The sequence below is a fragment of the Acinetobacter sp. NIPH 298 genome (assembly GCF_000369505.1).
Taxonomy (GTDB): domain Bacteria; phylum Pseudomonadota; class Gammaproteobacteria; order Pseudomonadales; family Moraxellaceae; genus Acinetobacter.
The window spans coordinates 796,431-820,928 of the sequence record NZ_KB850055.1 but is presented as its reverse complement, the minus strand read 5'-3'; the positions used below and the strand labels follow the sequence as shown (position 1 = coordinate 820,928).

Sequence of the window (24,498 nt, the reverse complement as noted above, 5' to 3'; positions counted from 1 at the left end):
TGACTTAACATGAAAAAAATAAACAAAATCAAACCTATTCACTTAAATCCTCCTACTATTTTGGCTCTTGGCTTTCTAAGTTTTATTGTTTTTGGAACTTTCTTATTAAAATTACCAGTGGCTCACAACATTGAAATAACATGGCTTCAAGCATTATTTACAGCTACGTCTGCTGTGACAGTAACTGGGCTTTCAGTTATTGATACAGGTACTGCTTTCAGTCATTTTGGACAATTTATTATTCTTTGTCTAATTCAATTAGGTGGTCTTGGATTTATGACTTTTGCTATTCTAGCAGCATTAAGTCTCTCGCCAAAAATAGGACTTAAACAACAAATTATGGCCCAAGATAGCTTAGATCAAACTAGCTTATCTAAAGTAACATTTGTTGCTAAAGGCGTTGTCATTTATTCAATAATTTTTGAATTGATTGGTGCTATTATACTATCTTTTTGTTTTATACCCGAATTTGGAATCGTAAAAGGTATTTATACTTCTATTTTTTTTAGTATTTCCGCATTTAACAATGCAGGATTTTCTATATTTCCTGATAGCTTAATGAGTTTTCAAAGCAATTATCTTATTTGTATTTCAATTAGTTTCTTATATATATTGGGTGGTTTAGGGTTTATAGTATTGATGGATATAAAAAAAAATAGAAAATGGAAAAAACTAACAGCTAATAGTAAAATTGTTATTTTAACTACTATGTATCTCAATATCATAGCCTTTGTTTTAATTTGGCTACTTGAAGCTAACAATCCCCTAACTCTTTCCCCTATGCAAACAAGTGATCAACTTTTAAATGCATGGTTTCAAGCCACAACTCCTAGAACAGCTGGTTTCAATACACTAGATACGGCCTCTCTTAAAGATTCTACCACCCTGATAATTATGATCTTAATGTTTATTGGTGGTGGATCATTGAGTACAGCTAGCGGTATAAAAATAGGCACATTTATAATATTAATTCTCAGTGTTATTTCATTTCTACGGAGGAATGATGAAGTAACGATATTTAACTATTCCGTTTCTCAAGATAATATTTTCAAAGCTCTAGCAGTTAGTCTGATTACAGGACTTTTTGTAATCCTGAGTTTTTTTATTTTACTTATCTCAGAACCAAAATTAAATTTCTTGGATTTGATGTTCGAAGCTATATCAGCAATTAGTACTGTAGGTCTATCTCGAAACACAACAGGTTCATTGCATGAAGGAAGTTTGCTAGTTCTAATACTATTGATGTTTGCAGGTCGTTTAGGTGCTTTAACAATTGCGTATCTCATTGCGACCCCCAAAAAGAGTCGTATAAAGCACCCCAATACGCATATTCAAATTGGTTAGTTATTCACCTAACTTTTCGGATATAGTTAAACGAAGAGTAAATATCATAAATAGGCTTTTTTGCACAAACCTTTTCATTACGGCTTATTCAGCAATATAATTTCCAAATGAATAAGCCTACGCTCAAAATCTATCGTACAACGAATTCGTCATCCTACTATCGAGCTTTGATCAATCTTGGCAATTTAACAATTTGGTTTGATTCTGAGACTCAATGGTACGCTTACCCTAAAGGTAAACATGATCGAAATCAAACTTATTCAGACGCAGCCATACAATACTTTTTAATGATCAAATCTTTATTTCGTCTTTCTTTGCGTATGGTCACAAGCTTTGTTCAAAGTCTCATTAAACGGTATAGGTTAAATTGGACAATAGGCCTACCTCACACCTAAGTTGTAACTTAAATCTGAATGGTTGGGGCTATGCTCAACTTTTGAATATTTGTGCAACAATGCCGTTTAAAATTCAATATATTTTTCTTCAATTTATTTTTAAAAGAGAGCCTAAACCCTCTTTATCGGTATGCCATTTTGAATTTAATCCAAGCATGCAGTTCACTGGCAATCCACCCTACTCGACTGGTAGAGAGCTTTATTTATTTGGGAAAATTTGAATCATACGTTACTGCTTTAGGGTCTAGCATATTGTAGATTGTTGCACGGCCTAATTGAATAATTCGCATTACATTCTTAAGGCTGATTAACTGATGCATCTGAAAAGTTTGACCTGTAAACGCATTCATGATGTTTAACTCCTAATCATTGATGCGAGCAGTAATTGCTCAAATGATAAGTCTCCTGAATAAAAAATTACTTGATCCAGTCTGATCCAATGCCGTCTAATTCAAAGCCTGTACCGATTGCTGTAACCCTTTCTGGATATCCTGAACACGGTCATCTTGATTCGCTGCATCTTGGGCTTGCTGGTTTGATTCATCCGAGTAGAACTCATCAACAATATCCAAGCCCTCTTCGCCATCCACTTCCAAGCTCGCATTGCCATAACCTTGTCTTGCCACATGATCTAAAGCCTCTTGATAAAACCCTGCTGCCTTACTTTGTTCACTGATTTGCTTGGCATTGATTATCGCCTCCTGCAAATTGACACCATCACGTAAAGTCAGATCCACGTAATAAATCGGGGTACGATAACTTTGCGTGGTGCTCTTGCCTCTGAGTGTAAGTTGCAATGGCAAACAAGAAAGTAAATCACCTGAAGCCGAACTGTAATAACGTAATCGTGCTGCCAAGGTACGGATGCTATTAAATCCTGTGGTTCTAAAGATGAAGGTACCAAACTCATCGGATTCATCTAGGTTGACGTAAAGTCTGCCATAAGGTTTACATAGTCCGCCTTGAGCCAAGGGACATAAATCAGGGGATGGACATGAATGTTGTTCAATCCCGTTTTGTCCAAGTCGCTGACAAGTTTCTCCATTACCTGAGCAGATTAATCGTCCTGTTTGGCGATCAAATAGACTGTACTCTGCCCGTAGATTCAGTTCAGGATCGTTAAAGATCATCCTCACTGGAATGCTTCTAAGTTTTTGATTAGATGCTTTAGCTCGGAGCTGTTCATCCAAGGGATGCTTGATCCACCCTTCCTTTCCTTGAATTTGACTGGTAATCGTAAATTGATCATCCTTTTCAGGGACACGTTTACCGTTCTTTTCCACGATCTTGCCGATACTGATACGACCAAGAACAGGCGGAGTAATTGCTAAACCTTTAATCATAATGAATTCCTTTAAATAAAAATTGAACATAAAAAAATCCCACACCTATTGGGGTATGGGATCGATTGGTTTTGGGTTGGTTGTGTTAGGTAATAAATGTGGATAAAGAATGAGTTATCCACCATTCGGATAAATCTGAAATCTTCGTGTCCCTACTTTGGTTTGTGGGAACTGCTGTAGATATTCAGGGTGTTGTTTCAGTAAAGCTTTGCTATTTAATGTGGTGGAGTCTTGTGCCTTCTTCCACGTCACTGAACCGCCTGTAAATACCGCACGTTCCGCATCTTTCATCAGCATCTGTATTTGATGTTTTAACTCATCGAAATACTGTTGATGCTGTTCAAGCCTATGTCGCTCTTCTAACAGTTGGTTAAAGAGATAGTTGGCCTGTTCGTTTTGGCTGAGGTCTTCTACAGTTAATGGACTTTGTTCAGGATAAAGTTGCTGTAAGGCTTTGGCTGCTGAATCCGAGGCATCGACACTCGGTGGAATACTCGACTCAACACATTGCCAGAAGTGACGCTCCGCATTGATGATGTGCTGAATCACCGTTTCGCTTCGTGTCACTTTAAAGATTTTAGTTTCATGTCCACAGATCAAGGCACAGATATGCGCAGCCTGTTTACCTGTTACCGCCAATTGATGTTGGACTTGGCACAGCACATATAAAGGCACACCATCTCGCCAGAGTTTTGAGCCATATTCTCCGACTGTTTTACATTCCAAGATTTGCACATCTGGGTTGCCCACCACGGCATAATCCAAATTGGCGAGCATAAACTGCTTATCCTCGTCAGGGTGTTGCAGCACCGCATTGACTCGACGGACTTTGTGGTTAGTGTGCATGCTATAGTATTCCGCCACCAATGGTTCAAGTTGTTTGCCCCAGTACAGTGGCGCATAGCCTGCGCTTTCATCTTCGATGTTCTGCTGCATTCGACCTGTTTTGATCATCCACAACTCTAGCATCGACATATAGGGATTGAGTCCGCAGGCAGTAGCGGCATCACTACTACCGATACCTTGTTTACGGATTTCTAGCCATTGTTGATAGTTGAGTTGTTTAGTGTTGGCGAGGCGTTTGGCTGCGGGTGCTTTGGATTTTCTTGGCTGTTGATTGGGTCGGTCGCGTTTCATTCGTGTGCCAACTTCAACTTGAGTTTTTGACTTCTGTGTGGTCGGATTGAGCGGTTGAGGATAAGGTTGTAAAGGTGACTGGTTTAAGTTGTTTTGAATGTGGTGATGACTGTTCATTGCTATGTTCCTGTATCGATAAAATCGTAAAAGCTGAATTTCGGGCATAAAAAATGCCACATCTGGAGAATGTGGCTAAGGGGGTATGCGTGTGTTTGTACGGTTTGATCGGTAAATGTAGATTAAAAGGACTAACTTAAATCAAACTGAATAGTAGCTTTAGTTTAAGCCACCATTCTGAGTGCTTGTTCTAGACCACGTTGTTTAATGGCTGCGCCTGCTCCGAACCATGCGGAATCGAGTCGATGATCAGTACTCATTGCCCGACGCTCATGATCAATAAATTCCGTGATTGAGCACAGTAAACCATAAGCTGTATCTTTGGCTGAACTGAGTTCTGCACCACGGCCATGCCCGTTAAACATGGTCATGACTTTTGACATAGCACGGCCATTCGGTTCAGTTTTATTGCTCGGGTTATTGCGGTTGAAGTGAATAATGCTTGGATCAGCATAGTAGTTGCTCTCGTTAAAGACGCGATCAAAGAAAGCAGCAGCTTCTTGCTGAGTCACTTTACGTTCGCTGAGCTGTTTCATTTGGTACATGTGTTCGTCCCATGCTCGAACTGAAATACCGAGTTGGTGTTTGACCTTCTCTGCATCAAAGCGAGTGCTGTGAGGTACTTTGACCACTCCAGCATTGTTGGATGTATGGTTGTGGGTTTTCAGTGCAATCGCTAAGGTGTTGTTACACACCACGCGAATAGACGTGAATTGTGCTGTTGTGGCAAGGGTGCCATCACAAGCCGTAGCTAATAGAATATAGCCGTTACTCACATCATTACCTTTTAATGCTTTGCTTTGTCCTGTCTTCGCCAAAGCCCAGAATTTCTTGCCACCTTTCAATACTCCTGCTGTTTCCAGCTCAAAGCCTGATTGTTCGGTCAGGTCTCGATAGAATTCAAGAATCTCTTTGGGTTGCACTTCTTGGAAGCGTTGGCTCACCACGGACAAAGGTGCATGGGTATCTGAGCGGTATAAAACACGTTGTTCTTCAAAGGGCATAATGATGTTCTGCCCCCGATGGTTTTGCGCCATATAACTAACATCTGAAGATTCGATGCGCCAATCCATGCCTGCTTGTTGTGCCCACACTTCAATCGGTTGGTGTGGAGTGAGTGGATTGCCTAAACCATGCCAAGGGGTTTGTCCTGTAAAAGCCATTGTTTCTACTAAATGTGCCATAAGATATGTCCTTTAATTTTGCTGTAAATTGTGTCTTGTTCAGTATTTATGTGTGCTAATGCTAGATCGGGTTTGATCTGCCAGAACTAGAATCATCCCACCTAAGGCTGCGCCTGCTACACCACCCAGCATCGATGAAAAACCCATCGACTTGGCAAGGTTCATGCCCAATATCGCCAAAGTTGTGGGAGCACTTGCAAGGCTGAGTTGCGGTGGTTGTGGTTCTCTAAAGCGAGGACTATACGGTTCTTCTTCTGTTTCCAAATACGACATGGAAGTTCTCCAAGAGTTAAGAAATGAGTGTTTAAAAACGCTATAGCAGAGACCATTAGTTCAATGCTTGGTTTTACTTCATTTCAGTAATATGTATTTGAAATAATTTGGAATCGTATGGCTGGTTATTTTTTACTGGGTTATACAGAACATCGGGACAAATCGAATTGACCTGTTAAATCGTTATGATTATGATGAGCTTGCTGACCCTCATGGTCAGTCGGTTTTAGCAGACCGTTTCATACAGCGCATCAGGGTTTACTCGTCTGAGTATTACTCTTGTGCGTAAAACCTTCTCGTCCCCCTTTGCGGTAGAACGGGAGGGGGACGCGTCCGCGCGTGCTGGTTCTGTATGTCCAGTCTGCTAACCCCTTTTCGTTCTGCCACCATTATTTAGCAGTGATGCGGTAGAACTTCTATACATACAGGAGTCAATCATGACTGTTTCTTTTTTAGCGTTTAGCTTTATTCCAATTTCATCTCGTTCATTCAAGTCGTACAGCATACCTTTGCTTTGACTTTGAAGATTTTTGCACGTCTGATTTTATTGATTGGTATCGTGATTTGGCTCGGCCCTGCCTTTCTTGGCTTCGTCATCCTTATGATCTTGTTCTATATATTGATGGAATTGGCTGGATGGAATAAACAACCACCACCCTAGTCCATGTAATTTTAGATAGAAAAACCAATTTTTTATATTAGACATCATTCATCCTCTTTAATGACGAGAATTACTATGTCTATTTCTTATCGCCTGTCTTTTGTAGGGCTTTCCTTACTGACGGCTATTTCTCTTGCAGGTTGTGAAAGTAAATCCAAACGTGACTTTAATGCAGGTTGCCAGTCTGGTGGTACAGATCGTTCAACCTGTTCCTGTGTCTATGACAAGTTAGAAGCTCACTACTCCCCTCAATTTATGGAACAGCTAGGTGAGCAACAGGTTAGTCAACTTGACCTTCCCCATGATTTTAGTGAGCAAATGCTTCGTGCAGCTCAAGCTTGCCAGTCAAGTTAGGAGTTCAACATGCAAATCAAACATATTGTTATCGGTATTTATATCGTGATTGCCCTGCTGTTCTCTGCCTATTTAAAAGGTTGCAGTGCCACAGCAGATCGGAGTTATGCCTACAACTTAGGTAAAGCGATCGTCTGGCCAATCTCGATGTTTAACTAACGGAACTAAAGCAAAAGTCTATTTAACAACAATAATCAGGATTTAATTTTAATGAACAAACCAATTAAAGCATTCTTCAAATGCAGTGCTATTGCAGCATGCCTATCTACTGCCACGCTGAGTCATGCGGATATGAATACAGTGATGATACTCGTCAATGACCCCTCTTCCGCCCCCATTGTTAAACGTTGTGATGGCAACGTGAATTGTAATGCCTTTGTTGCACTGAGCAGAGAATGGCAGCTTATTCCTAAAGGGGATCGTTTACGTTATTTCATTTATAGCGGTGATTTAAATGCAATGATTCGAGAAGGAAAGGATTTAAAAGAACAGAAGTTAATTGATCTTGATGACTTTGCTTATCAAGTCTTTGATTATCATGCCGAGAATTTTAATGACCGTTGGTTGTACATCAAGGGGCTAGCCGTTCTGAAGTATGTTCAACGTACTCAGTTTGACCCTCAGTAAAACAAGCGATGTATCTCTTCCAGACTTAAATTAAAAGGAAAACCCGTCATGAAACAAATATTCATCACGGCTGTCATTTTATCGATCTTAACAGCATGCCATAAGACACCAGAACAATCCTCATCAGAGACGACCAATGAATCAACCACCGCTCAATATCAAGATAACTCTAAACAGCAATTGAAAGAGCAAGAAGCAGAAACTGCTGCAATTGCTCATGATCGTTATGATCCAGACAGTATTTATGAAGGTGCTGACAATGCTGAGATTCCTCCACCACAACTTAAACGTGAACTATTACCAAGTGAAACACTGGAAGTAAAGTTTCGCCCTGTTGACTCGTACCCAAACTTTACCGTCGTCACACAAACCACATATGACATCACCCGATTAAAAGTGGTGTCCGAAATTAACGATGTGATTGATAAAGTCGAAACTGACAATCAAAATTGTATTGTGGCTGGAGTAGAACCTTATACCGTCAAATTTCCGACTCCAACCAATTATGGCGATTTATTTAAGCTGGTTTTAGATGGCTGTAGAGCAGATGAAATCAATGAAGTTTATCTCTATACCACACGAGGAAAAATTACCTATCGTGCCCTTGCCGAAGATTGATTCGATGAGAATAGGTACACACTAATAAAACTATAATCCCTACTATGTTAATTTGATAAAATTAACATAGTAAGAAAATATATTTGAAACAATAAAAACAACAAGATATTGTATTTATTATCATTTCATTATAGATTTGATTAATTTCTTGATAAAAATCAATCAATGTCTGAAACAAATAATTTAAAACTTGCAGTCTTAATCGATGCTGACAATGCTCAAGCTTCTGTTTGTGAAAACTTACTAAAAGAAATCGCTCGTTTTGGAACAGCCCACATCAAAAGAATCTATGGTGATTGGACTAAACCAAACTTAAAATCATGGAAAGAAGAATTACATAAACATGCAATTCAACCAGTCCAACAATTTAGCTATACGTCTGGGAGAAATGCGACAGACTCTGCTCTAATTATTGATGCAATGGACTTACTGCATCAAAGTCATTTAGATGGGTTCTGCTTGATCTCTTCAGATAGTGACTTTACAAGATTAGCAACAAGAATTCGAGAAAATGGATTAGTTGTATATGGGTTTGGAGAAAAAAAGACTCCTAATGCCTTCATTGTTGCATGTGATCAATTTATTTTTGTTGAAAATCTTACACCTAAAGTTGAAGAAGTAGCATCTACAGAAACAGAGGATCAGAAAGAGCCCAAGGTACCTAAAAAAGTTGCCTTATCTAAAGATAGAAAGTTAAAAGATGCACTAAAAGTTGCCATTAATGCTTCTTCGAAAGATTCAGATTGGGCTGCTTTATCTGGAGTAGGTGGATATATGATTAAAAGTGATCCATCCTTCGATCCTCGTAGTTACGGTTATGAGAAACTAAGTGCATTAGTAGAAAATTTAAATTATTTAGAAATAGATAAACGTAAACCAAATGACTCTTCTCAAATTTATCATATGTATATTCGATTTAAATAGTTTCAAGACCCAAATAGAGCTATATTGATTAGATTAATTAATATTACATAGGATGTGTATTGCTGTAATACGTAACACATCCTACTTTCTTATAGAAATCTTGTTGAACTCTTTTATTCAGCTTAAACAGCTCCCCCTACGCTTGTTGATCTCATACCGCCCCCTACCAAAGCTACGCATGTTTGACACTCTTGCCCGAAGGTGTTGGTTATCTTTCTCAGGATTCACAAGATACACAGCTGCATTGATGGCATTCTGTACCTGCTCTGGTTTAGATCGATGTATCATACCAACCCCCAATTTACCTTTCTTTAGAAATTGCTTCTTGTAGTCAGGGGAGTTAGAGGTAAAGTAATAACCTTGGTTAGCCGTAATCTCACTCCAGCACTGCCCAACCTGTATTGCCATACCAAAGTCTTTTTGATGTTTATGCCCATCGTAGATTAGTAGAAGATGGCAGTGATAACCCTTAGTTGCTCCTTGTTCTAAAGCCCACGCATAACCTTGTAAACCTTTAAAGCATGTATCTTGGTTCTGCACTCTATTTATGAAAGTTCGTAAATAGGCATTAAACTGCTCAATGCCTACGGTATGCTGATGTTTTAGCTCGATACTCAAATCTATTCGAATGAATAATAGTTTGGCGTAGTGTTTAGTAAGTTGTTCTAGATACTCACGAAGACTACGCTGGTTACGTTGCTCTTGAGCTTTTAACCCTATAACCTCAAGTGCAAAATTTAACTTCCCGTAGTGTAGCAACTCTAATAAACGAGACATTTGCATAGGAGTAAGATGCCTTACAACAGAGATATCTTCACCATTCAACATTTCATCAATAGCTTTCGTCAAAGAATGAAAGGTTTCAACACTCTGAGCATATTTTAAGTGGGGTTGATAGATTGCTTTAAATTGAGGAATGAGCTGCATTAGACCATCTTTAAAACCTTGCTCAGTGTAGTTCTCATAAGTCATTGAGATAATAAAGTTCTCTATATCCATTAACACTTTAGATTCATTAAAATTAGGAGTAGATGCATTCATAGGTATTTCCTAGTTAGTTTTGAAGTACATATAACTAGGAAGTTATTTAAGTTTTACAGAGTGTGCTTATGTTATGTAATGAGTTACTTAGATATAGATAATTATGAATTGATATAGATAGAGCAATACTACTTAAGATATTAAAGATATATTAATTATTAAATAGATTTAATAAATATATTTATTAAAAAGATGTATTTATTATATTAATAACCCAGTAACCCTTATAAATTAAAAGACTGTAATACACGGGCACTTAAACTATATGCATTCCCACATATCACAGAAGTCTATAATAAATCTTACAAGCTTAAGTTACGTTATGGTTCATCTGCATCCTTATGAGCAGCTAATGGTGAACTGGAGATTTTCTTCTTATTTAGCTTCTTTGGCACAACTTTCTTTCTTCCAACAACAGCAATGCTACTTTTAATCAGCAACTTAGCATCGGGGTTCTGATATTCAAATCTTCTTCTCTTAATCGAATTTTCTATAAAAATACTGTGACTTAAGAATGTTGGAATAATTTTTTGTAAAAAATCAGATTTCCTATGTTTATTGGTTGACTCAATAACCAATCGATCTAATGAATATTCTTCATCAGACTGCATTATTGGTTTTCCCTGTATTTTAAAACTTTTAAGCTCAGATAAATCAACCAGTTCCAACTCTGACAGTGCTTTTTCTTTTACAAATTTACGCCATCTCATATTTAACAATTGAATTATAGATGTTGGATCAGTGAATACTCGATGGTCAAATGTAATAAAGACATCGGCATAGAAATGCCCTTCTTCATTTTGACTCCATAATCCAAAGTAACCTGTTTTCCATGATAAAGGTTTTGCCCTTTGTGCCTGATGTAAAAATGCAGTCCATAAAACTGCTAGTTTTTCTTGAGGTATAGAGCCAAACTTTGGAATCAACTCAACAGTTAGTCTAAATACTAAACAATCCTGTTTCAACAAATATTGAAATAAATTAGTAGCTACTTCTAAACGTTTTTTATATTTTCTATAAGCATTTATTCTAATCTCTTTAATTGATTTACCGTTATTACCAAGAGGTATTTCAGTGAATATATTCCGTAAAGCAAAAATATAGCGATTAATATGCATAATCGATGTTTTAGAGGTAAATAAACTTGTGAGCATTTTTGACGTCTCTTTGCTTTTTTCAAATAGCCCATTCTCATGTAATTGGAAATCTTGTATTGTTCGTATGGCTTGATTCTCTAATTCACTTTCACCTAACAAAATAAATTGTCGGCCAAGGCTTGTAACTGCCTTACGTAAAATCGACCTTGACAGCAGTTCGTGATCACCCGATACACTGAGCTCAAATGCATTTAATTTTGTTGTAATTAATGTTTCAATAAATATTTCAATATGCATCATGGATTGAACTTTTTTGGGATCAGATTCAATCTCACGAAAATAATGTATCACCGCTTCAATGTAGGCTTGGCTAGTTTTAGGAAGGTTACGCATCGTCCAAACCGATTTAAGCTCCTTTTCACACAAAAAGGGCTGACATGCTTTATTTGCTGCCTCTAGCACTTTTTCCATAGAATTAGAATCTTTAACATAGCCATCATAATTATTAAAAGCCTCTGGCGGATTGCTTCTTACCCGGGCTATTTCTCCACTTAAATTGTGATTTACACTTAAATTAGTTTTAAAAAGATTTGATAAAACAGGCTGGATATATAAATCTAGCCTAAAGAAAAAGCTAAGTATCCAATATTTAAATGCTTCAATATTTTTAGGTTGTGAACTTTTAATTAAACCTACAGCAATCTTTGAGTAATTTCTTCTAATGACCTCATTCCAATTGCGAATCCTAACATGGTATATATCCCCCACTGCTTTCTGAATTTGTTGTTGTAGCATGGAAATTGAGTTTTTCTCAGAAAAGTTTTTAGATGGTTTCAACGTCAAAATACAATGTAAGTTTAAATCATCTTTAGTACTATAAGTTTCAACCTTGGTGATTGCACTGAGAAGATGTGGGAAACTAGCTAATATAAGATTAATATCAGCCAATGGGCTGACTGGAATAATTCCAACTTGAGCCAATAAGTCAGAACGTGGTTTTAAAAAATCTTGTATCTGAATATCTATTGCGAATACATAAATGGTGGAGTGAATTTGTAGTAAATGATCAAACCCTTTAGCTTGTTGATTTAACTTATCAAATGTATTTATTTCCTGCTTACGATGTTCATTTATACCACGATCAATCTGATCTCGGACTTGAGTTATCAGTTGAGCTATGCGCTGATAAGGGATTCCTCCGATTCTCCATTGCGTTAATTGTTGGTGACTATCAAGAATGAATGCATTTTTAGCATATTCATCATTTTTCTCTTTAGGGAATGGTAAGTACACACTATTACCATCTTTCGCCCTTATTTCAAATCCTAAGTTTTGGTCAAGCAGCTTAAATGTCTCATACACACTCCTAAAAAAGAGATGAACAAACATTTCAGGATGTGGAATTAAACCTTTTTGCAAACGTATTCCATTAAAAAAATTACAGAACTCCTCAAGCTGATTCTGATCCTTTTTATTGCTGAACTTCGAAATAAGTACTTCGGCATCCCAGATATCATCGCTGACTTCTTGTGCAAAATTATCTATCCGCTTCAAAGTATCAATTGTTTCTTTAAAAGCTACTTTCTCAGCCAACCCATCTACATAGCGCATTGAATATGAGCTGTGAACTTTATGTTTTAGTAATTTAAAAAAATCTTCATTCGAAATTTCGAAAGGTAAATTCATACTAAACTCTGCTTAGATCTTTATATAGCAATACATAGAAATATAATTCTAAATTTTATAATTTCACATTAATCACCTATTGTATTTATAAAAATATCATAATATACAGTAAAAATCACTTAATAAAACTTTATTTTGCACCGATTTTTCTTCTTAAAAACACAAAAAAAAATGCACAAATATGTGCATTTTTGTCCCCTATCAGAGCCCAATTTCTCTACTTTAAAATGAAATTTATTCAATTTTTTACTCTGGCCCAATGATTTGAGAGAGCAAATCTTCATGCCTTCGTAATAGGTTTTTGATGACTTCTGGCTGATAAGCTGTATTAAATGGAAGTTTCTTCTTCAGCAAAATTGATGGGTCATCCATCTGCAAGGCATTTTGAAGCTCTCGACATGTAACCTGAAGTTCTCTAATTTTATTGATAAAGGTCTGCTCTCGAGTCGCTGTGATTATGATACCTGAGCCTATTTTATTGCTTGGTGGATTTACCTTATACTTTTCGAACTCTCGTTGAAGTTCTGCTAACAATTTCATTTTTTCTTCTAATTGGGTTTCTATCCATTTTTTATCAAATTGCTTAAGTACAAGGTCTAATTCTGGTAAGACACTGTCTACAGCTGTATTCAGATTATCCCATTTGCCTTGGGTTTGAGCTTTATTCAGCATAAAGTCAAAAATCACTTGATGCTTTTTATATAGGCTCTTTTGATACCGTTTATTTGCTCCACGCACTCCTCTTATTCTAGTATGAATTTTCTTGCTAAAAAGAATATCTACATCCATCTCAGCATACTGACTAATTATTTCTTTATACGCTTTTTTTATCTCTTTATCTGAGAGCTCATCAAACTGTTCTATCAGTTCTAAAATGAGCCTTAAAACTTCTAGGAAGTCGTGACTTGAATACATTTTACCATTTCTTTTGACAGAAATAGGCTGTTCCATAAGCTCAACAATTCGTTGTGATTCTTCTTCGTTAAAATTTCTCCGGATATCTTGCAAATAAGCTAGATTCAAATCATCTCTGTTAGGTGCTTCGACATCATGCTCATATGTAGATTTCGTACAGTAGTTAAGAAACCCTTGGTATACCTCAAAAACAAATACAAATAATTCATTTCTATTTACATAAGCCATAAAACCTCCATTTCAATTATTCTTTATTTATCATATATATTTTATATCACTATAGTACAGTAAATCTTTACTTAACTAGAATTATTAAAATCATGGACATGGATCGATATGATTGCGGCATAGCAAGTTAGAAAGGATCTAGCCAATTAGATTCATAACTTAAATGTCAATTTATTACTGGAATCATATACTATGCTAGAGCATCGTTATCGTGTTAGAGATTTGGTCAACTATCCTGAACGTCCAGCAAAGGACTATGTGGATCGTAGTGGTCGCAGACGTCGGCTGTCTCATAAGCCTGCAACCAAAGGCTTACTCAATGTTGCGGAATCGACTTTCTGGAAGATGATTCGTCGTGGTGATTTTCCTGAACCGACATACTTAACCGCCAGTATGCCAACGTGGACGGAAAACCAGATCAATGCTTGGCTTGAACAGAAAATATCTAAAGCTGCATAAATTGAAATAGCTTGTCTCATAACAGGCTATTTTTTATTCACAATAATACTTTTATAAGGCTCTTAATCATCCATTTTTTTTACAATAACTTTAAGATTCTGACCACTTCCTTCCATAGTTGAAACAAAGCCATTTTCATGTAATTTAATTTTCATATCTTTATCAACTTGAGGATAATTATGAAGCTGTTGATAATCTGCTAGATAAGCAATATATCTAATAATAGGATAAGTTAATGATTGATTTTTAACAATAAATTCAAATATTCCAATCAAGAATAAACTAGTAATTCCCCAAGCAAAAAAATGTAAAATAAGCTTATGATCTTTCTTTGCAATAAAATTAACTTCCTTCAAGCCAAATATTACTAAAAAAGGATGAATGAAGCTATTCAATAGCTCAATTAACATTTTAAACATTAGTAATATTGCAATTAAAAAGTAAACCAAGAAAAATGCTAGAATTGTAAAAACTATTGCTGATGGGATATAACAAATAAGCACTAATAAATGAAGTGTAAGAGTAAAATCCTCTGCTGGTAAGCCCAAGCTCTTTACAATCAACTCATGTGCATAAACATTTGAAAACCATAGAATAAAAAGATTTACAATACCAAAAGAAAAAGTATAAAAAGGCTTACCTTTTATTTTGTTTACATAAAACTGAACAGCCCATGAAACAAAACCGACCTCAATAACTAGAACCCCAAGTAAAAGAAGTATTTCCGAATAAATCAGCCTATGAAATAAGGCATATACAACCAATAATATAATCCCCACGACATAGGCCTTCGAATACATTTCTTCGTTTAATTTTTTTAAAGAAAAGCTCACATATACCTCTTATTTACAGTTGATTAAAGAATCTAAATAATCAGCCCATTCTTGCATCATCTCTTGGCGTTTATTCAAAAACTTGGTTCGGTTGTAAGCTGTACCATTATTGTCTTTTACCTTATGGGCTAACTGGTGTTCAATAAAGTCCACACGCTGCTCTAGAATCTCATCCAACATGGTACGTGCAGTTGCCCTAAAGCCATGTGCTGTTTGTTCACCACCATAACCCAAGCGTTTTAAAGCGGAGTTGATGGTATTGTCAGAAATAAAGGTTTTACCATCCCGCCCCACAAAGATGTATTCGCTGTATGGATGCAGATCAATAATTGACTCTATCAAGCCAAAGGCTTGATCTGACAATGGCACAATATGAAGTTGCTTAGTTTTACTGGCTGTAAATTTAAAGCATCTCTCATCACGATAGAAATACTCTTTTTTCAGCTTGCGGATCTCCCCAGGTCGCTGAAATGTCAGCACAGAGATTTTTAACGCCACCTGCGTGGTCAGCAAACAGCGTGTATAAAGTTTGGAGTAGTTCCAAATTTTATTTAACATTGGAGCTAGGTCTTGCTCTTCTGTCACGGCTGCAAAGTTTCCACCCTGTGGTTTTGGCAGTTCAATATCTTCAATGGGATTATACTGGATCAGCTTTTTCTTACGTGCTGATTTAAATATCTGATTGAGGTCCGACTTAAGGCGTTTGGCAACAGACAATGCACCACGCTCGATAATGCGCTTAAATACCTTAATCTCAAGAATTTCTAAGGTAAGCTGTGGAAAGGTTAAATCACCAATGTAGGGATAAGCATCATGCTTTAAACGACGGATCGTCTCTTCATCCTGTTTTTGCTCTAGCTCACGTTTATACAACCATGCTTCAGCGACGATACGAAAGGTGTTTTCTGCTTCTTTCTGTTTCTGAGACTTGGTTTCAATCCGCTCCATTGCTGGATCAATACCCTGCTTGATGAGTTTTTTATATTCATCACGAATCGTACGGGCATCATCCAAGGAAACTTCAGGGTAAGTACCTAAAGATAAATCATTACGCTTGCCTAGGAACGGACGTGTGTAATTGAATATCCAGTACTTGCTACCACTTTGATCAATACGTAGATAAAGATTTCCACCATCTGACAGCTTATACATCTTGTCAGGATCAGGTTTAGCTTTTTTAACTTGTAAAGCACTAAGCTTATTGATTCCACGAGTTGCCATAGTTCAGAAATAAAAAAATGCAGTAAGATATAATCTTACTGCATTTTTTACTACTTTATAACACCCGATTGGCGTAGTGCGTCACGGCTTGTCATATTGTAAATTTCCAACTTTAACCTTATAAATCATAAACTTATATCGTGTTAAACAGTGTCAGAAACTTGAATTTGGCGGAAGCGGTGTCCGTATAACAAGGGTCTCACGTCGTCTAATTCAATATTATAAAAATATATTTTTCAATAACTTAAAATAATAGCAGTCTAACCACGTCTTGTCTAATCTATCTATTTCCAGTATTTTAAGAGGGGTAGGTTGTGGGGTAAATAAAAGATCATGCCAAAGAAAGCTAAAGAACTATCTGCTCTCAGTGTAGCAAAAATCAAAGAGACTGGTCGCCATTCTGTAGGGGGTGTTGATGGCCTTTGCTTAAATATCGAAGGCAATTCACGTGTCTGGATTTTGCGTGCGGTAGTTGGTAAACGCCTTGATAAGGATGGTAAGCAAAAATCGCATCGCCGTGATATCGGCATTGGCCCCTATCCTGAAGTTTCTTTAGCTGAAGCTCGTGCCAAAGCCACCGAACTAAGGTTACAAATACGAAATGGTATTGATCCTATTGCATACAAACAAGAACAGCTTGAAAAGCTTCATGTTCAGCAACTACGGAATAAAACATTCCTTGAGTGTGCAAAAGTCGTTATTGCCAATAAAACCCGTGAACTCAAAAATGAAAAGCATATTGGTCAATGGTCATCAACACTAGAAACCTATATCTATCCAACGCTGGGTAATCTTAGTATTAGCAATATTACCAAAGTCGATATAGCTGCTGTACTAGAACCTATATGGATTGAAAAAAATGAAACGGCCAAACGAATTCGTGGTCGTATAGAGACCATTTTTGATTATGCCAAGGCTATGGGATATTTTGAGGGGGATAATCCTGCCGAATGGAAAGGTAATCTTGAACCTATATTAGGTAACTTAAAGCAGGAATCACGCCCACATCCATCATTACCTTATGAACAGGTTGCTGAGTTCATCTATCATCTAAGACAGAAAAAGGGAATTTCACCAAAAGCACTTGAATTCACAATTTTAACTGCATGTCGTTCTGGTGAGATTTTCGGGGCAAAATGGCAGGAAATTGATTTTAAGAATAAAGTTTGGATCATTCCTAAAGAACGAATGAAAGCGGAAAAGGAACATCGTGTTCCTCTATCCCAAGAATCGATTGCTTTGCTTGAATCAATCCGAGATCATACTCAAGTACAAGATTTCATCTTCCCTGCGCCACGAAGTGGTGAAATGCTTTCTGATATGTCATTAACCACATTAATCAAACGGCTGCATGAACAAAAGCTTAAAGAAAATGGCTTAGGCTATATTGATCCTAAACAAAATCGAGTGATTACCACACATGGTTTCCGCTCTACGTTCCGTGATTGGTCAGCCGATAAAACTGAATATCCAAGAGAAGTCTGTGAGCATGTACTTGCGCATAAATTACCAGATGAAGTTGAAGCTGCTTACCTACGTGGAGCTTATCTAGAAAAACGTAAAGGTCTAATGGCTGATTGGGCTGAATTTTGTGTTACATAAAGAATACATCGCATAAACTCCATGCTTCAGCCATCAAGACTGAAGCATTTCAAAGAGAATTACACAAAATAATTTACAGGTTCAATTTTTCTAGTCTTCCCACTTATCACTAGATCTATTATTCCCAAATAAAGTTCTAGAATTTACAGGAAGTACTTCATCTCTACGAAGAAATGCTTCATGAATGATTTTATGAATAAAATCAGGATTCGTACTCCAATTGTATATTTTAGCATAACCACATTTCTGATTATCATACAACCTTGGTGGAATCGTATTTCTTGTAAATCCTTCGGACTTAAAATCAGCGCGACTAGGTAAGAGTAAACCTATTAAACCCGATCTAGAGCTATACTTGGTTTTCCTTATACTTGAAGCTATTTCCCAGTCAACATGTTTTCTCTTCCATGTTTCTGTTCCAATTAGCACCACTGTAACAGTAGAATCTCTTAAATAATCATCTCTAATGATACGTTGTACATTGTCTGCTGGTTCATTCTCGGCAATATCACCATCTTGCACAGATTTTGATATAAGCAAATCGTAAGTATCATGAAAAAGTTTTTCAAACGTATCTCTGTACTCACGATCATTTTTATCATGATAACTAATGAATACATTATGGCGATTTTTATACAATTAAAATGACTCCTGAAAATTATTTTAGTTTTCTAAAAATTTAGAAAAGACGTCTTTAGACTCTAGATAACTACTTAATTCCCACTCATCAGCTAATTCTTCAAAACTTTTTTCATAAGCTAAATGGTCTTCTTTCAAGAAGAAAGAAAGCTTAGCTGTAGTTGCTAATATCCACTTATAATCACTTCGTTGGCTTGAAGAAGTTATTTCCAACATTCTTTTAACAGTCTGCAACACATCTTTTGCTACTTTATAAGCTTCAACTAGGTGATACGTTTCAATATTAGATCCTTTAACTTGCTGTTCACTCATTAATAAGTTACATAAAGTCAAATTTTCACCGTTATAGTAGTCTCGTTTAAGTATAAATCCTCTTTTATAAGCAACGATAGCTTCTTCCAAGAAATGAATACTCATTGTTTCATTCCAAAGCCTTTTATTAATAGCACCTGCTAAACCCGTTGTTTCTGGATCATTTGAGTTTTTAAAATCTAGCTTTGTAAGTATTTGCATAGCCTCCATCAATGCTCCAACTTTGTTGGGTTGTTCATCCTTATATGTTGCCAATGTAAGTCTTTGAGTCAAATAACTATCATTGGGATTTAATTTTAGAGCTTCTTCAAAATTTACTTTAGCTTTTCCAAATTCTGAATTTCTTATATAACGTTCAGCATCTCCAAGAAGTGTGCTCCATGTATTATCTATTGTTTGAGCTTCTTCAATAATTGCTTCTATTTCTTCGGAATCTAATACAGGCATCCTTAACTTTGGTAATAATGTATAAACTGGACTATCTGGATCCTGTCTAACAGTTGCATCTCGAATCACATGAGTTAGTCTAGTAATCATCCTTTGACTTTCAGTCGTAGTAATATCATCACCACTATGTTCATATTGAATTGTAGCAATGTGATTTAGATCAAAGTGAAGAGGTGTTTTATCCTCACTTAAAATAACTGTTGTCTTATTTTTTAATGCATGCCTAATGCCCAATTCATAAAGAGCATTCGCATTCGTAGTGGAAATATCAGCAATAACTAAATCAGCAATAAGTAACATTCGATACATATGCAAATCAATCATGCCACTATGATTGATATCATCCGCACGAATACATCTGTATCCTGCTTGTTCTACGGCTGGCTTAATAATATGCTCATATGTAGCATCTAGATTTAATACCCTCCCTGTAGCAAAATCAGTTTTTTTTCCAAATCCCATTACAACAAAACAAATTTTTTCTGACATGATTTTTACTACTCGTATTTTTATGCTTTATTTAGTGCTTCAATAATTTTATCTTTGGTAAAACTAGTTGCCCAAGATGTACCACAACCTAGTAAATTTGTAGGGCTTGAATAAGTGCTATTGATTTTTACAGCTGCTATTTTCAAACCTAATTCTTTAGCTTTATTAATTTCCCACTCAATCCAACTACTGGTATAGCTCTTTGCACCAACAATCACCAAAAGATGTGAGGCATTTTGCATCTTTTTAGTAATTGCTGTTTTAATTGCTGGAGCATATGTACTATTAATTGGTTGACGAACACTGTGATTTTCAAATTGAAAATCAAAATTACTATTAGCATCCCAAGCCTCGAGTAAACGTTTATAGTGAACATCTTCAGAATGATCATAACTAATAAAAACAGCATGATTTGCCATAAAAATTTTCTCTGTATAAAAAAAAATATATTGGTTTATTTTTCTATTTTTCAAGGTGTATTCAATAATTAGTTATTGATAAAAGCGTTTAATTCCCTATGATCCTAGACAGAATTGTGGACAGTAGATCCCTCTAAAGCTCTAAAATATTTCTGCTCAAAAGTTTCTGGACTTAACCAGCCATTTGCAGTGTGTCGCTTCATTCGATTGTAGTAAATCTCAATATACTCGAACAGTACCACTTTAGCCTCTTGCCGTGTAGCAAAGTTGCTGTCATGAATAACATGTCATTTTAACGTGTTAAAGAAGCTTATAGTATTATCCCAATAGTTTCCCCTGAGAGACATTCTCTGAATACACTCATTCGTCAATAGTATCGCTTTAAAATCACGACTACAGTACTGTGAGCCTTGATCCGAATGCACCATCACACTCTTTGGGTAACTGACGAGCCAATGCATAATTAAATGCATAACATACCAATTAACGGTCTATTCTATGGCTAGCTTTCCAACCCAAAATACGACGTCTAAATAGATACAACATCACACATAAATACAACATCCTTGCTTGGCACGGATATAGGTTATATCTGTTGTCCAAACTTTGTTAGGTTAAAGGACTGTAAACTGGCGATTCAACAAATTTGGAGCTGTAGGCAACGATGATTTGAATCGATCGTATGTTTATATTTACGTGAAATCTTACTGCGTAATCCGAAATGCTTGAGCATTCTTCCTACCGTACGTTCACTCATACTGTAGCCAAGGTCACGAATGTCATAAACCACTGACGGTGCCCCCAAACGAGCATGATGTTGCCAATACACCGTTTTGAGATCATGGTACTTCTGCTCGGTCTTTACTTGCCTGCCGCACCAAGCATGATAACCAGATCTACTTGCATCAAGACTTTTATAAGCAACAATACCACTTGTACCTTTCAAACTTAAGTCGCGTATTAACGTGTACTTCTTTTGACTTGTTCGGCTGGCAGAAAGTACATGGGCGCCTTTTTTAGAATGTCATTGGTTTGCTTGAGTTGTCTGTTTTCCTTATCAAGTTCAACAATACGTTGTTGTTCTGGCGTAAGTTGTCATTTGCTAGTTACACCCAGATTCGTTTTGCGTACCCATTTATCAATAACCCATACTCAATTTCTGGCTATGGCCGCTAATGGTTCATGTGAGTTTGCCAGTGCATACTCTATAGCTTGTTGTTTAAATTCAGGACTAAAGTGTTTAGCCATTTCTTGTATCTCCAAGGTTAATATTACGTTACCTTTAGAGGGACTATATGTCCATTATTTTGACTAGGATCATCTTAACATGTATGCAAGCAAAAAGATTTTCGGAGTTAGCTGCATCATATGCTTTAGCTGCTCACGAAATTAGTACCATAAAGAGCCAATCAAAGAATATTCTAACCGAAAATGATTTTTCATCATTTGTCAGTGATGCATAAAATGCCTTTTCTAGTGAACATACCCAATGGATCGCAAGAAAAGACATAAAAAAGATCCTGTTAAAAAATAACAAGATCTTTTTTATATTTAAGCTAAAGTTTTCTGTTTTTTCCCAATTAAGTTTTGTTTTTGTACTGGAAGTTTAAGCAACTCAGATAATTGCTGCTTTTCTTTATAGTCGGTAGGAAACATATATATATGCTGAACTATTAATTCCTTCAATATCCGAAAACAAACAGGATTTGATTTTAATTTTTCAGCTGTCCCTTCAACTTTCACAATATCAATTTTTTTATTAAAATGTAAATTAATACATTGAGTTAATAGAATTAATGCAGGTGTTTCATTTTCATTTTTAATAACTTCATAAACTTGCATAGCATCTCTAGAACCAATTGATGCTGCAATTTTCCTTATAACTCCTTGCATTACATTGTAAGTTAAATGTACATATGCATTTTCTGCCAACTTTTCTACTTCTCTATCTGTAAGAGAAGGATTTTCAGCTAACTGTAAAGCTATTACTTGTACTATTTCTTTCTTCGCAATATCCGTAATAGTAATAAAATATTGTAAAAATCTTAAACCTGATTTAATACTTTCAGTAGCCAATTCTTGTAAGGCTGATCGCTTCAATGATGCATGTCGGTTTCTAATAATCTGTCCTGAAATTTCCATTCCTTTAAAAGTTTTATTAATATTAGCAAGTATATCTTTTGATATCTCTTCACTTTCAAAATCTCTTGAGTTTTCGTTAGATCTCTCAACTAAATCTAATTTGTCATTATACTTATCCCGCTCAATTTGAACTCCTCTTTGTTCAATAATTAATTCAGGTATTTGTTTCATAAACTCATCCATAAAGACAAGTTGATTCTTTTCTAAAGAGGCCTCATCATTAGAGTTAAATAATGACTTCATAACCATATTAATTTTTTCCAACACCCATGCATCTTTTGTATGATGTGTAATGAATATTAAAATATTAGCAAAGTCCTCTCGATGCATATTTTCGATTAGAAAATCAACTTTAAGTTTTGAGTTGTCATCTTCAGAAAAGGACTCTGCAATCTTCTTCCCTACAAAGAAGTAAAATATATATGGATACTTAAAACCAGTAAGAAACCCATTTTTAACTAATATTGAATGTTTTTTTAATTTTTCTAAAATAGTATCATGATCTATGTTTAAAAATTCTACGGCATAATTTATAAAAAATTCATCTAATTGATGTTCATTTAAATCACTATCTTTTAAGAAAATTGTCCAAGCCAACTCAGTTAAAACATTTAAATACTTATCAAACTCTCTTTCATTAATTTTTGCATTTTCAAATGATTGATAGATTAATTGTTGATAACAATGTCCATGTGATGATAGCTCTAGATTAAGCTTAGAATGTGCCTCAAACATTTGTAATATCATTAATATATAAATAGGTTTAGGAGGGACAATATTCCTTTTTACAACTGTATTTACTCTTTCCTTAAGATCATCACATTTTTCGTATAACTCCTTATCACATATTGTCTCCTCTACACCTAAGGATATCCATTTTTGAATTAATTGCTCCCTTTTTTTATGACCTAAGCCAATAATTTCAGTTTTTCTAAATCCAAATAATGGTTCTATATCGTTAGCAACTAAAAGATAAGCAATAGGTCCTGTATAAATTTTCTTAGAAAACAATTCATTACATTCATTAAGAAATAAATCTCTAAATTTATTATTTAATCCAATTTGGTCAACATTATCTAAAAATAGTATAGTTTTTCCTGAATTAAAATAATCATCATATGTTAAATTAACATATTGTTTCTTAATTTCTTTTGAAACCACCTCTTTAAGATTAGCTTTTTTAACATCAGGACCGTTCAAGTATAGTGGCAAACAACCTTGTTTCAAAAGGCTTTTATAATAGTATTTTAGAAGTGAAGTTTTACCTTGTTGCTCCTCACCAACCATTAAAATTTCACTGTATTTTTCTAAAACTTCACTTGCATCATAATAGGTTTTAATTTCATCTTTCTTTTTTTCTTGTTTAACTTCAACATCTGGCGTAATAAAAATTTGCTCTAAATTTATTTTACTAACATTCCTATGTGTCAAAGTAATTTCAGTATCATTTAACCAATCTTTAATTTGTGTTGTTGGACCTATTTCGTTATCAATGTCACTATTTATTATTTTGTTCATAATTGTAACTGGCTTAAAATTAGTGATGGACCTATTCAAACCTTGTATTACATCTAGCCAAGCTTCATCTTCATTCTCCCATGTTGCTACAGCCTTAGCATCTTTAGGTAAAGCCTGTAATTTATAGAATTCAGAATGCTCCCAATAAATAGGGCGAATAACTATTGGAATCAATAAAGCTCTGCCTTCAGAATGCATTTCTAAGGCTGTTTTTGCTTCTATTTCTATACAATAATCTGAATCTAAGAAACTCGCACTAATTAAAAAGAGAATGATTGTTGCACTTTGTAAATTATCAGATATCTCATTTTTCCAGTTTTTCCCCGCTTCAATTTTTCTATCGTTCCATTCTTCGATCAATCCCGATCTTTTAAGTGAGGACATGTGCTCAATTAGAGAGTTTTTGAACTCTTCATCTTTATGAGCATAACTAATGAAAACCTTAGCCATGTACTGCACCCCCTTTTTATAAA

At 35.7% G+C, this 24,498-nt stretch carries 23 protein-coding genes and 3 pseudogenes; 10 read left to right on the top strand and 16 right to left on the bottom strand.

Annotated elements, in window-relative coordinates; all coding sequences use genetic code 11:
* The first annotated feature begins 9 nt into the window (after nucleotides 1–9).
* Together F903_RS08955 and F903_RS16415 are read left to right on the top strand one after the other, a co-directional pair.
* Nucleotides 10–1,344 carry a TrkH family potassium uptake protein gene (locus F903_RS08955; protein ID WP_005196403.1) on the top strand — a complete coding sequence of 445 codons (1,335 nt, stop codon included), beginning with the start codon at nucleotides 10–12 and terminating at the stop codon, nucleotides 1,342–1,344.
* 107 nt (nucleotides 1,345–1,451) lie between these two features.
* A pseudogene (locus F903_RS16415) lies at nucleotides 1,452–1,718 on the top strand (transposase); the annotation flags it as partial.
* Nucleotides 1,719–1,861: 143 nt separating this feature from the next.
* On the opposite strand, the pseudogene F903_RS08950 reads toward F903_RS16415, so the two are convergent.
* From F903_RS08950 to F903_RS16685, 6 genes and pseudogenes are all read right to left on the bottom strand, one after another.
* Nucleotides 1,862–2,089 (bottom strand): annotated as a pseudogene (locus F903_RS08950) (helix-turn-helix transcriptional regulator).
* 96 nt (nucleotides 2,090–2,185) lie between these two features.
* Nucleotides 2,186–3,082 carry a recombination directionality factor gene (locus tag F903_RS08945; RefSeq protein WP_005089510.1) on the bottom strand — a complete coding sequence of 299 codons (897 nt, stop codon included), beginning with the start codon at nucleotides 3,080–3,082 and terminating at the stop codon, nucleotides 2,186–2,188.
* Between the two features lie 114 nt (nucleotides 3,083–3,196).
* On the bottom strand, nucleotides 3,197–4,336 hold the full coding sequence (locus F903_RS08940) for a YqaJ viral recombinase family nuclease (protein WP_005089507.1): 1,140 nt from the start codon (nucleotides 4,334–4,336) through the stop codon (nucleotides 3,197–3,199).
* 164 nt (nucleotides 4,337–4,500) lie between these two features.
* On the bottom strand, nucleotides 4,501–5,520 hold the full coding sequence (locus F903_RS08935; protein ID WP_005089506.1) for a DUF932 domain-containing protein: 1,020 nt from the start codon (nucleotides 5,518–5,520) through the stop codon (nucleotides 4,501–4,503).
* Between the two features lie 39 nt (nucleotides 5,521–5,559).
* Nucleotides 5,560–5,793, bottom strand: a complete 234-nt coding sequence (locus F903_RS08930; RefSeq protein ID WP_005089505.1) for a hypothetical protein — start codon at nucleotides 5,791–5,793, stop codon at nucleotides 5,560–5,562.
* 544 nt (nucleotides 5,794–6,337) lie between these two features.
* Nucleotides 6,338–6,499, bottom strand: coding sequence for a hypothetical protein (locus tag F903_RS16685; protein WP_005089503.1), 162 nt, complete (start codon nucleotides 6,497–6,499; stop codon nucleotides 6,338–6,340).
* Between the two features lie 30 nt (nucleotides 6,500–6,529).
* Here F903_RS16685 and F903_RS08925 point away from each other — a divergent pair, with 30 nt between their 5' ends.
* From F903_RS08925 to F903_RS08910, 5 genes are all read left to right on the top strand, one after another.
* Nucleotides 6,530–6,808, top strand: coding sequence for a hypothetical protein (locus F903_RS08925; protein ID WP_005089501.1), 279 nt, complete (start codon nucleotides 6,530–6,532; stop codon nucleotides 6,806–6,808).
* A 9-nt stretch (nucleotides 6,809–6,817) separates the two neighbouring features.
* Nucleotides 6,818–6,967: a hypothetical protein gene (locus F903_RS16680; protein ID WP_005089499.1), complete on the top strand. Its 150-nt coding sequence runs from the start codon at nucleotides 6,818–6,820 to the stop codon at nucleotides 6,965–6,967.
* A gap of 51 nt (nucleotides 6,968–7,018) precedes the next feature.
* Entirely contained in the window at nucleotides 7,019–7,435 is a 417-nt protein-coding gene (locus F903_RS08920; RefSeq protein WP_005089497.1) for a hypothetical protein, read from the top strand.
* Nucleotides 7,436–7,483: 48 nt separating this feature from the next.
* A complete protein-coding gene (locus F903_RS08915; protein ID WP_005089495.1) occupies nucleotides 7,484–8,053 on the top strand; it encodes a hypothetical protein in 570 nt (189 codons plus the stop codon).
* Nucleotides 8,054–8,218: 165 nt separating this feature from the next.
* Nucleotides 8,219–8,977 (top strand): NYN domain-containing protein, encoded by a 759-nt coding sequence (locus tag F903_RS08910; protein ID WP_005089494.1) that lies wholly within the window; start codon nucleotides 8,219–8,221, stop codon nucleotides 8,975–8,977.
* Between the two features lie 117 nt (nucleotides 8,978–9,094).
* On the opposite strand, the gene F903_RS08905 is transcribed toward F903_RS08910, so the two are convergent.
* The 3 genes from F903_RS08905 to F903_RS08895 form a co-directional block, all read right to left on the bottom strand.
* Nucleotides 9,095–10,018: a YagK/YfjJ domain-containing protein gene (locus F903_RS08905; protein WP_005196402.1), complete on the bottom strand. Its 924-nt coding sequence runs from the start codon at nucleotides 10,016–10,018 to the stop codon at nucleotides 9,095–9,097.
* A gap of 320 nt (nucleotides 10,019–10,338) precedes the next feature.
* On the bottom strand, nucleotides 10,339–12,801 hold the full coding sequence (locus tag F903_RS08900) for a hypothetical protein (protein ID WP_005089486.1): 2,463 nt from the start codon (nucleotides 12,799–12,801) through the stop codon (nucleotides 10,339–10,341).
* Between the two features lie 246 nt (nucleotides 12,802–13,047).
* On the bottom strand, nucleotides 13,048–13,944 hold the full coding sequence (locus tag F903_RS08895; protein ID WP_005089484.1) for a hypothetical protein: 897 nt from the start codon (nucleotides 13,942–13,944) through the stop codon (nucleotides 13,048–13,050).
* A 192-nt stretch (nucleotides 13,945–14,136) separates the two neighbouring features.
* On the opposite strand from F903_RS08895, the gene F903_RS08890 reads away from it, so the two are divergent.
* Nucleotides 14,137–14,403, top strand: a complete 267-nt coding sequence (locus tag F903_RS08890) for a helix-turn-helix transcriptional regulator (RefSeq protein ID WP_005089483.1) — start codon at nucleotides 14,137–14,139, stop codon at nucleotides 14,401–14,403.
* A gap of 62 nt (nucleotides 14,404–14,465) precedes the next feature.
* Here the strand turns inward: F903_RS08890 and F903_RS08885 are convergent, their stop codons facing one another.
* Together F903_RS08885 and F903_RS08880 are read right to left on the bottom strand one after the other, a co-directional pair.
* A complete protein-coding gene (locus F903_RS08885) occupies nucleotides 14,466–15,236 on the bottom strand; it encodes a hypothetical protein (RefSeq protein ID WP_005089481.1) in 771 nt (256 codons plus the stop codon).
* A gap of 9 nt (nucleotides 15,237–15,245) precedes the next feature.
* On the bottom strand, nucleotides 15,246–16,457 hold the full coding sequence (locus F903_RS08880; protein ID WP_005089480.1) for a tyrosine-type recombinase/integrase: 1,212 nt from the start codon (nucleotides 16,455–16,457) through the stop codon (nucleotides 15,246–15,248).
* 333 nt (nucleotides 16,458–16,790) lie between these two features.
* On the opposite strand from F903_RS08880, the gene F903_RS08875 reads away from it, so the two are divergent.
* Nucleotides 16,791–18,059, top strand: coding sequence for a tyrosine-type recombinase/integrase (locus tag F903_RS08875; RefSeq protein ID WP_005196401.1), 1,269 nt, complete (start codon nucleotides 16,791–16,793; stop codon nucleotides 18,057–18,059).
* A 90-nt stretch (nucleotides 18,060–18,149) separates the two neighbouring features.
* Here F903_RS08875 and F903_RS08870 read toward each other — a convergent pair whose 3' ends face one another.
* The 4 genes and pseudogenes from F903_RS08870 to F903_RS16410 all read right to left on the bottom strand — a co-directional run bounded on the left by F903_RS08870 (nucleotide 18,150) and on the right by F903_RS16410 (nucleotide 21,613).
* A complete protein-coding gene (locus F903_RS08870) occupies nucleotides 18,150–18,698 on the bottom strand; it encodes a TIR domain-containing protein (protein WP_005196399.1) in 549 nt (182 codons plus the stop codon).
* A gap of 24 nt (nucleotides 18,699–18,722) precedes the next feature.
* Nucleotides 18,723–19,946, bottom strand: coding sequence for a tetratricopeptide repeat-containing protein (locus F903_RS08865; RefSeq protein ID WP_005196398.1), 1,224 nt, complete (start codon nucleotides 19,944–19,946; stop codon nucleotides 18,723–18,725).
* 20 nt (nucleotides 19,947–19,966) lie between these two features.
* On the bottom strand, nucleotides 19,967–20,365 hold the full coding sequence (locus F903_RS08860; RefSeq protein WP_005196393.1) for a TIR domain-containing protein: 399 nt from the start codon (nucleotides 20,363–20,365) through the stop codon (nucleotides 19,967–19,969).
* 104 nt (nucleotides 20,366–20,469) lie between these two features.
* A pseudogene (locus F903_RS16410) lies at nucleotides 20,470–21,613 on the bottom strand (IS3 family transposase).
* Nucleotides 21,614–21,660: 47 nt separating this feature from the next.
* On the opposite strand from F903_RS16410, the gene F903_RS16955 reads away from it, so the two are divergent.
* Nucleotides 21,661–21,828, top strand: coding sequence for a hypothetical protein (locus tag F903_RS16955; RefSeq protein WP_005196389.1), 168 nt, complete (start codon nucleotides 21,661–21,663; stop codon nucleotides 21,826–21,828).
* Nucleotides 21,829–21,916: 88 nt separating this feature from the next.
* On the opposite strand, the gene F903_RS08845 is transcribed toward F903_RS16955, so the two are convergent.
* Entirely contained in the window at nucleotides 21,917–24,475 is a 2,559-nt protein-coding gene (locus tag F903_RS08845) for a TIR domain-containing protein (RefSeq protein ID WP_005196388.1), read from the bottom strand.
* Nucleotides 24,476–24,498 lie beyond the last annotated feature (23 nt).

Bases quoted from the DNA above. Each gene is read 5' to 3' on its own strand.
- F903_RS08955 (WP_005196403.1), top strand. From the start codon at position 10: ATGAAAAAAATAAACAAAATCAAACCTATTCACTTAAATCCTCCTACT.
- F903_RS08945 (WP_005089510.1), bottom strand. From the start codon at position 3,082: ATGATTAAAGGTTTAGCAATTACTCCGCCTGTTCTTGGTCGTATCAGT.
- F903_RS08940 (WP_005089507.1), bottom strand. From the start codon at position 4,336: ATGAACAGTCATCACCACATTCAAAACAACTTAAACCAGTCACCTTTA.
- F903_RS08935 (WP_005089506.1), bottom strand. From the start codon at position 5,520: ATGGCACATTTAGTAGAAACAATGGCTTTTACAGGACAAACCCCTTGG.
- F903_RS08930 (WP_005089505.1), bottom strand. From the start codon at position 5,793: ATGTCGTATTTGGAAACAGAAGAAGAACCGTATAGTCCTCGCTTTAGA.
- F903_RS16685 (WP_005089503.1), bottom strand. From the start codon at position 6,499: ATGTCTAATATAAAAAATTGGTTTTTCTATCTAAAATTACATGGACTA.
- F903_RS08925 (WP_005089501.1), top strand. From the start codon at position 6,530: ATGTCTATTTCTTATCGCCTGTCTTTTGTAGGGCTTTCCTTACTGACG.
- F903_RS16680 (WP_005089499.1), top strand. From the start codon at position 6,818: ATGCAAATCAAACATATTGTTATCGGTATTTATATCGTGATTGCCCTG.
- F903_RS08920 (WP_005089497.1), top strand. From the start codon at position 7,019: ATGAACAAACCAATTAAAGCATTCTTCAAATGCAGTGCTATTGCAGCA.
- F903_RS08915 (WP_005089495.1), top strand. From the start codon at position 7,484: ATGAAACAAATATTCATCACGGCTGTCATTTTATCGATCTTAACAGCA.
- F903_RS08910 (WP_005089494.1), top strand. From the start codon at position 8,219: ATGTCTGAAACAAATAATTTAAAACTTGCAGTCTTAATCGATGCTGAC.
- F903_RS08905 (WP_005196402.1), bottom strand. From the start codon at position 10,018: ATGAATGCATCTACTCCTAATTTTAATGAATCTAAAGTGTTAATGGAT.
- F903_RS08900 (WP_005089486.1), bottom strand. From the start codon at position 12,801: ATGAATTTACCTTTCGAAATTTCGAATGAAGATTTTTTTAAATTACTA.
- F903_RS08895 (WP_005089484.1), bottom strand. From the start codon at position 13,944: ATGGCTTATGTAAATAGAAATGAATTATTTGTATTTGTTTTTGAGGTA.
- F903_RS08890 (WP_005089483.1), top strand. From the start codon at position 14,137: ATGCTAGAGCATCGTTATCGTGTTAGAGATTTGGTCAACTATCCTGAA.
- F903_RS08880 (WP_005089480.1), bottom strand. From the start codon at position 16,457: ATGGCAACTCGTGGAATCAATAAGCTTAGTGCTTTACAAGTTAAAAAA.
- F903_RS08875 (WP_005196401.1), top strand. From the start codon at position 16,791: ATGCCAAAGAAAGCTAAAGAACTATCTGCTCTCAGTGTAGCAAAAATC.
- F903_RS08865 (WP_005196398.1), bottom strand. From the start codon at position 19,946: ATGTCAGAAAAAATTTGTTTTGTTGTAATGGGATTTGGAAAAAAAACT.
- F903_RS08860 (WP_005196393.1), bottom strand. From the start codon at position 20,365: ATGGCAAATCATGCTGTTTTTATTAGTTATGATCATTCTGAAGATGTT.
- F903_RS16955 (WP_005196389.1), top strand. From the start codon at position 21,661: ATGTCCATTATTTTGACTAGGATCATCTTAACATGTATGCAAGCAAAA.
- F903_RS08845 (WP_005196388.1), bottom strand. From the start codon at position 24,475: ATGGCTAAGGTTTTCATTAGTTATGCTCATAAAGATGAAGAGTTCAAA.